Source organism: Vibrio sp. V01_P9A10T6, assembly GCF_963877065.1.
GTDB classification, from domain to species: Bacteria; Pseudomonadota; Gammaproteobacteria; order Enterobacterales; family Vibrionaceae; genus Vibrio; species Vibrio anguillarum.
The window spans coordinates 1-4,809 of record NZ_CAWNTB010000084.1 but is presented as its reverse complement, the minus strand read 5'-3'; the positions used below and the strand labels follow the sequence as shown (position 1 = coordinate 4,809).

Annotated in this window: 7 protein-coding genes; all 7 read left to right on the top strand. The window is 43.1% G+C overall.

What is annotated here, in order from left to right; all coding sequences use genetic code 11:
* Positions 1–257: 257 nt before the first annotated feature.
* The 7 genes from AACQ21_RS04640 to AACQ21_RS04605 all read left to right on the top strand — a co-directional run bounded on the left by AACQ21_RS04640 (position 258) and on the right by AACQ21_RS04605 (position 4,332).
* The gene (locus tag AACQ21_RS04640) at positions 258–710 is read left to right on the top strand and encodes a hypothetical protein (RefSeq protein ID WP_105976684.1); all 453 of its coding nucleotides are present in this window, start codon (positions 258–260) and stop codon (positions 708–710) included.
* Between the two features lie 149 nt (positions 711–859).
* Positions 860–1,561 (top strand): YiiX/YebB-like N1pC/P60 family cysteine hydrolase, encoded by a 702-nt coding sequence (locus AACQ21_RS04635; RefSeq protein WP_105976683.1) that lies wholly within the window; start codon positions 860–862, stop codon positions 1,559–1,561.
* Between the two features lie 208 nt (positions 1,562–1,769).
* A complete protein-coding gene (locus tag AACQ21_RS04630; RefSeq protein ID WP_009836585.1) occupies positions 1,770–2,024 on the top strand; it encodes a type II toxin-antitoxin system Phd/YefM family antitoxin in 255 nt (84 codons plus the stop codon).
* Complete coding sequence (locus tag AACQ21_RS04625; protein WP_009836584.1) at positions 2,017–2,280, top strand: Txe/YoeB family addiction module toxin; 264 nt, start codon at positions 2,017–2,019, stop codon at positions 2,278–2,280. The genes AACQ21_RS04630 and AACQ21_RS04625 overlap by 8 nt, the downstream gene beginning before the upstream one ends.
* A gap of 161 nt (positions 2,281–2,441) precedes the next feature.
* Positions 2,442–2,987, top strand: a complete 546-nt coding sequence (locus tag AACQ21_RS04620) for a GNAT family N-acetyltransferase (protein WP_105976682.1) — start codon at positions 2,442–2,444, stop codon at positions 2,985–2,987.
* 188 nt (positions 2,988–3,175) lie between these two features.
* Positions 3,176–3,484 carry a transposase gene (locus tag AACQ21_RS04610; protein ID WP_258174186.1) on the top strand — a complete coding sequence of 103 codons (309 nt, stop codon included), beginning with the start codon at positions 3,176–3,178 and terminating at the stop codon, positions 3,482–3,484.
* Positions 3,481–4,332, top strand: coding sequence for an IS3 family transposase (locus tag AACQ21_RS04605; protein WP_181185536.1), 852 nt, complete (start codon positions 3,481–3,483; stop codon positions 4,330–4,332). The genes AACQ21_RS04610 and AACQ21_RS04605 overlap by 4 nt, the downstream gene beginning before the upstream one ends.
* Positions 4,333–4,809 lie beyond the last annotated feature (477 nt).

The window sequence follows — 4,809 nt, the reverse complement described above, 5'->3', positions numbered from 1 at the left end:
TTTTTTGGTTTCTTTTCTGATTTGAGATTTTGGTTTATAAATGAACCGGTTAGTTTGTTTCAAGTTTACAAAAAGCTCATTCTTTGGTTGTGAAAGTGTCGGTGTCAATTGGTTGGCCTAACAAACGGCTCAAGAGGGATTGCCAACGCGTGGCGACTTTAGTACAAAATTGAAGTTTAGTGTTTACAGTGTGTTTTTTGAGTTCGGTGGTGCGTTGTCAACCCCTTAGCCGGGCGTTAGCCTTATAGGAGGAAATCTTGGACGTCGTACTAATTTTTGTCGTTCCATTCATAGGATTGTGTGGCGTTATAATCGGTGCTTTACTTCAAGCTTTCCTAAACAGAAAAAATCAGAAAGTTAGTCATCTTTCCGAGTTGCAGAATAAATCGTACGCAGATTTTTTAAATGCAGCGTCGAAAATTGCAGTAGCTCAACGGTTAAATGATCGTAAAGAGGTCGAGAGAGAGCTTTCTAACTTAGCGGATGCGAAATCTCGTATTTGTGTATATGGAGATGCATCGGTAGTTCAACATCTTGCCTCCTTTCTAAGAGCAGGCGGTACGTTACAAACAGAACAAGAGATACTTTCTTTTACATATCTGTGTATGGAAATTCGAAAATCTGTTGGGATGTCTGACAAATTGTTGTTATCTCAAGACATATCTCAGCTTTTGTTTAGTGTTGACGTCAAAGATACGAAAACTCCGTAAAAATAAGGCTAACAAACGCCTCAAGAGGGACTGTCAACGCGTGGCGTTTTCAGTCCCAATGAGCCGCGGTGGCTTCGGTTGTTGTGCTTGAGTTTAGTGTAAGCGTTGCCAGCCCCTTAGGCGGGCGTTAGCAGTTTTAGGAGAGTTCTATGCTAGCTGGAGATGTTCTACTTGTTGGAGGCGAAGGAAAGATTTCGAAATCTTTACTTGCGGCTCAAAAAGTCATTTATTCTAAAGTAACGTCCAGCCACGTGGAGTTTAGTTTAGGTGATGGTGTGTTTATACACTCGACTAACGACAAGGGTGTACACCTAACGTTGTTACTCGACGAAGATATAGCATGCAACGGTAATTGGCGTGTAATACGGCACAAGTCGGTGTCTGAAGTAGGAGAGGTGACTGATAATCTACAAAAGTCAGCTATGTATTACTTTGCCCAAGATTACAACAAGGTGTTTATGGGTTCTGGGAATGAGCATTCATCTTTCTGTTCAGAATTAGTGGCAAAAGCTTACGAAAGGGCAAATATCAGTATCATGGAAGGTAAAGCCCCAAGTAAAGTAACGCCTGCACACTTTGATAAATTAGCTGATGAACTAGTTGATTGGGTTGATGTTACCCAAGAGTACAAATCCATTTTATCTGACATGAAAGAGAATGAGTTTTTATATCGTATGGCTGCACAGTTGCTGAGTTTTACAATGGAGAGGCGGAAAAGGAATGAGCCTATTCGAAATGCGATGATTCAGAAGCTAGAAAGTGGCTCAGAGTCCAGCCAAGAAACCGCCAAGAAAATAAAGGAAATGCTTGCTCAAAGAGAGTTAAGTTTTTGGCATGAAAAAAACAGCTAACAAACGCCTCAAGAGGGACTGTCAACGCGTGGCGTTTCCAGTCCCATTGAGCCGCGGTGGTTACGGTTGTTGTGTTTGAGTTTAGCGTTATGCGTTGCCAGCCCCTTAGGCGGGCGTTAGCTGCTTACAAGTTCGCATGTTCCATTAGCTGTACAAGTTGGTTTTTTAGTCATATACTTGTCTCACTAAACGTACATGTGGAGGTTTTATGAGAATTGTATCTTTTACAGAAGCTAGAAATAGCTTGAAGAGCGTTTTGGATGCTGTTGTTAATGACGCAGATACAACCGTGATCACACGTCGTGATTCTGAAGATGCCGTTGTTATGTCACTGGATTATTACAATAGCTTAATGGAAACGGTTCATTTACTTCGTTCTCCGGCAAATGCTGAGCACTTACATCGTTCAATTGCTCAATTTAAAGCGGGTAAGGTGAGCCAAAGAGATTTAATCGATGAGTAGTCGTTTATTATCTTGGACTGATGAATCTTGGAATGATTATGTTTATTGGCAGACGCAAGACAAGAAAACACTTAAACGTATAAATAAACTCATCACGGATGCTAAGCGTTCTCCTTTCGAGGGCATAGGTAAACCTGAGCCACTAAAAGAAAACTTATCTGGTTTTTGGTCGCGACGAATAGACGATGCGAATAGGTTAGTTTATGCGGTTGATGATAGTGCTATCACGATTATTTCTTGCCGTTATCACTATTAATTTAGGCTTTATCGTCAGGCAGCTAACAAACGGCTCAAGAGGGATTGCCAACGCGTGGCGACTTTAGTGTAAAATTGCAGTTCAGTGTTTAAGTGTATTTTTTGAGTTCGGCGGTGCGTTGTCAACCCCTTAGCCGGGCGTTATGTTTCTAAGAGGAAATCATGTTTACATTGGATGTTGATACAGACCTAAAGCTTGCTTTGGTTTCTCACAAATTTGCACCTCACTATCTCGAAATCGTTAGCAGAGAGCGTGAGTATTTGAGCCAATGGTTAGCTTGGCCTCCTCACGCAAACAACGAAGAGTTCTTCCTAAGTTTTATCAACCGATCATTACATGACTATGCCGATGGTAAATCGCTTGTTTGTAGCATGATTTATAAAGATAAATTGGTTGGGAACATCAGTTTTAACAGTATTAACCATGAACTGAAAAAAGTGGAAATGGGTTATTGGTTAAGTGCTGAATACCAAGGTGAAGGTATTGTGAGTAGGTCAGTGCTCAAACTGATAGATTTTGCATTTACCGACTTGAACATGGAAAAAGTTCAGATATCGGCTGCAAGGGAAAATCAGCCCAGTCGAAACGTGTGTGAGCGTTTAGGATTTCTGCTTGAGGGGATAATCACTCGTTCAGAAAACTTAAATGGTCGAGTGGTAGACCATGCCGTTTATGGCTTAAGTCGCCCATCTTGGCCAGAAACATAACAAACGCTTCAAGAGGGACAGCCAACGCACGGCATTTTTATCATGCGTTGGTTTTTGTGATTAAGGTGTTATGCGGAAAGTCAGTAGTAGCGTTGTCTGCCCCTTAAGCGGGCGTTATGTTTCCGAGTACCCCACGTTTAGTAGACACTTTACTAAGTTAGATCTAGGGTCTAATTGAGAGGTGATTTATGGCTAAACATCGAAATCCAGCGTACACCGAAGAGTTCCGCAAAGAAGCAGTGCGCCTGGCCAGTCTTCCTGGTCGAACGGCCGTCTCCGTTGCCAAGGAGTTGGGCGTCAGCGCCCAGCAAATACGGAACTGGAAGCGTCAATTTACACGCCTATCTGATAAACAGTTTAACACCTTAGACGGTGTTGACTACACGAAGAAAGAGTCTGAAGAGCTTCGCGCCCTTCGGCGCGAAAACAAGCGTCTACGTGATGAGATGGAATTCCTAAAAAAGGTGTCGGCGTACTTCGCGAAGCAGCAAGAGTGAAGTACGAGTATATCGAAAGTTATGTTGGGGAATACAAAGTTACCTATATGTGTCACGCCCTTGATGTATCGCCTAGTGGTTATTACAAGTGGTTGAATCGAGAGCCAAGTGAACGCTCAAAGCGGCGGTGCCGTTTTGAACAGTTAGTGATGTGCACCTTTGCCAAGCATCGTGCTCGTTATGGTTCTGTTCGAATTACCGATGAGTTGAACGAAGCAGGCCATGCCTGTTGCGTTAACTATGTTGCTGATATTATGAAAGAAAAGGGTATCAAAGCGCGCAACGGTATAGGATTCAAATACACTAAGGATATTGCCGCGATGACGAATGTAGCTGATAATTTATTACGTAGAGACTTTGAAGCAGCGCGCCCTAATCAAAAGTGGGTGACAGACATTACGTACATCTGGGTGAAGAGCCGTTGGCTCTACCTAGCTACGGTTCTGGACTTGCATTCACGCCGTATTGTTGGTTGGTCGTTAGATACGACGATGACGGTCCAACTGATTACCAATGCCCTGAAAATGGCGTTCAAGTCACGTAAGCCGCCGAAAGGCGTCATAATCCATTCAGACCGTGGTGTACAATACAGAGCACATGAATATCAGGACTTCATGCGTAAGCATGGTGGCGTGCCGAGCATGAGCCGTAAGGGCAACTGCTGGGATAATGCGGTGATGGAGTCGTTTTACAGTCGACTGAAAGTCGAGCTGATATATGCAGAAGACTACCAGAATATCGAAGAAGCTCGAATGGGGATCTTCGAATACATCGAGATCTATTACAATCGAAATAGAAAGCACTCAGCGTTGGGCTACGTCAGTCCAGTTGCGTACGAAAGTGTGTAGTTATGTTGTGTCCACTTTTTGTGGGGTACACTAGCAACTCAGGTAAATTTAGGGGTTCAATCTTTTGGGATTTCTCCGGCCATTCGTTTGGTGTTGTCGGCAAATGAGCATTTTTACCCTCAAATTCGTGGTTAACTTAAACCGTAAAACAGGCAAGGTTCTTTGTTTGCCTCAATCAGTTTTAGCGTTGGCTTGCTGCCAATTCAGCGTGCGCAAAGTGTGGAACGGGCAAGTTTATCGAGCATTTTGTACTTGCTGAAAGTCTTGCTTGTTGAGTTTGTCTCATTCAAAAGCTTGGTTTGTTGTTGAACGGTGGACTTTGTTTTGGCGGCTTATTTATCTCGGCTCCTACTTGGGTTGGTTCTTGAATCACTCAACCATTGCAATTGTGGCTTTTGGTCGTGTAAATTCAGTTTACCTCATTGAATTTGCATAACAAACGGCTCAAGAGGGATTGCCAACGCTTGGCGACTTTGG

What these genes read in the sequence shown, in the direction of transcription:
- AACQ21_RS04635 (WP_105976683.1), top strand. Translation starts at nt 860, where the DNA reads ATGCTAGCTGGAGATGTTCTACTTGTTGGAGGCGAAGGAAAGATTTCG.
- AACQ21_RS04630 (WP_009836585.1), top strand. Translation starts at nt 1,770, where the DNA reads ATGAGAATTGTATCTTTTACAGAAGCTAGAAATAGCTTGAAGAGCGTT.
- AACQ21_RS04625 (WP_009836584.1), top strand. Translation starts at nt 2,017, where the DNA reads ATGAGTAGTCGTTTATTATCTTGGACTGATGAATCTTGGAATGATTAT.
- AACQ21_RS04620 (WP_105976682.1), top strand. Translation starts at nt 2,442, where the DNA reads ATGTTTACATTGGATGTTGATACAGACCTAAAGCTTGCTTTGGTTTCT.
- AACQ21_RS04610 (WP_258174186.1), top strand. Translation starts at nt 3,176, where the DNA reads ATGGCTAAACATCGAAATCCAGCGTACACCGAAGAGTTCCGCAAAGAA.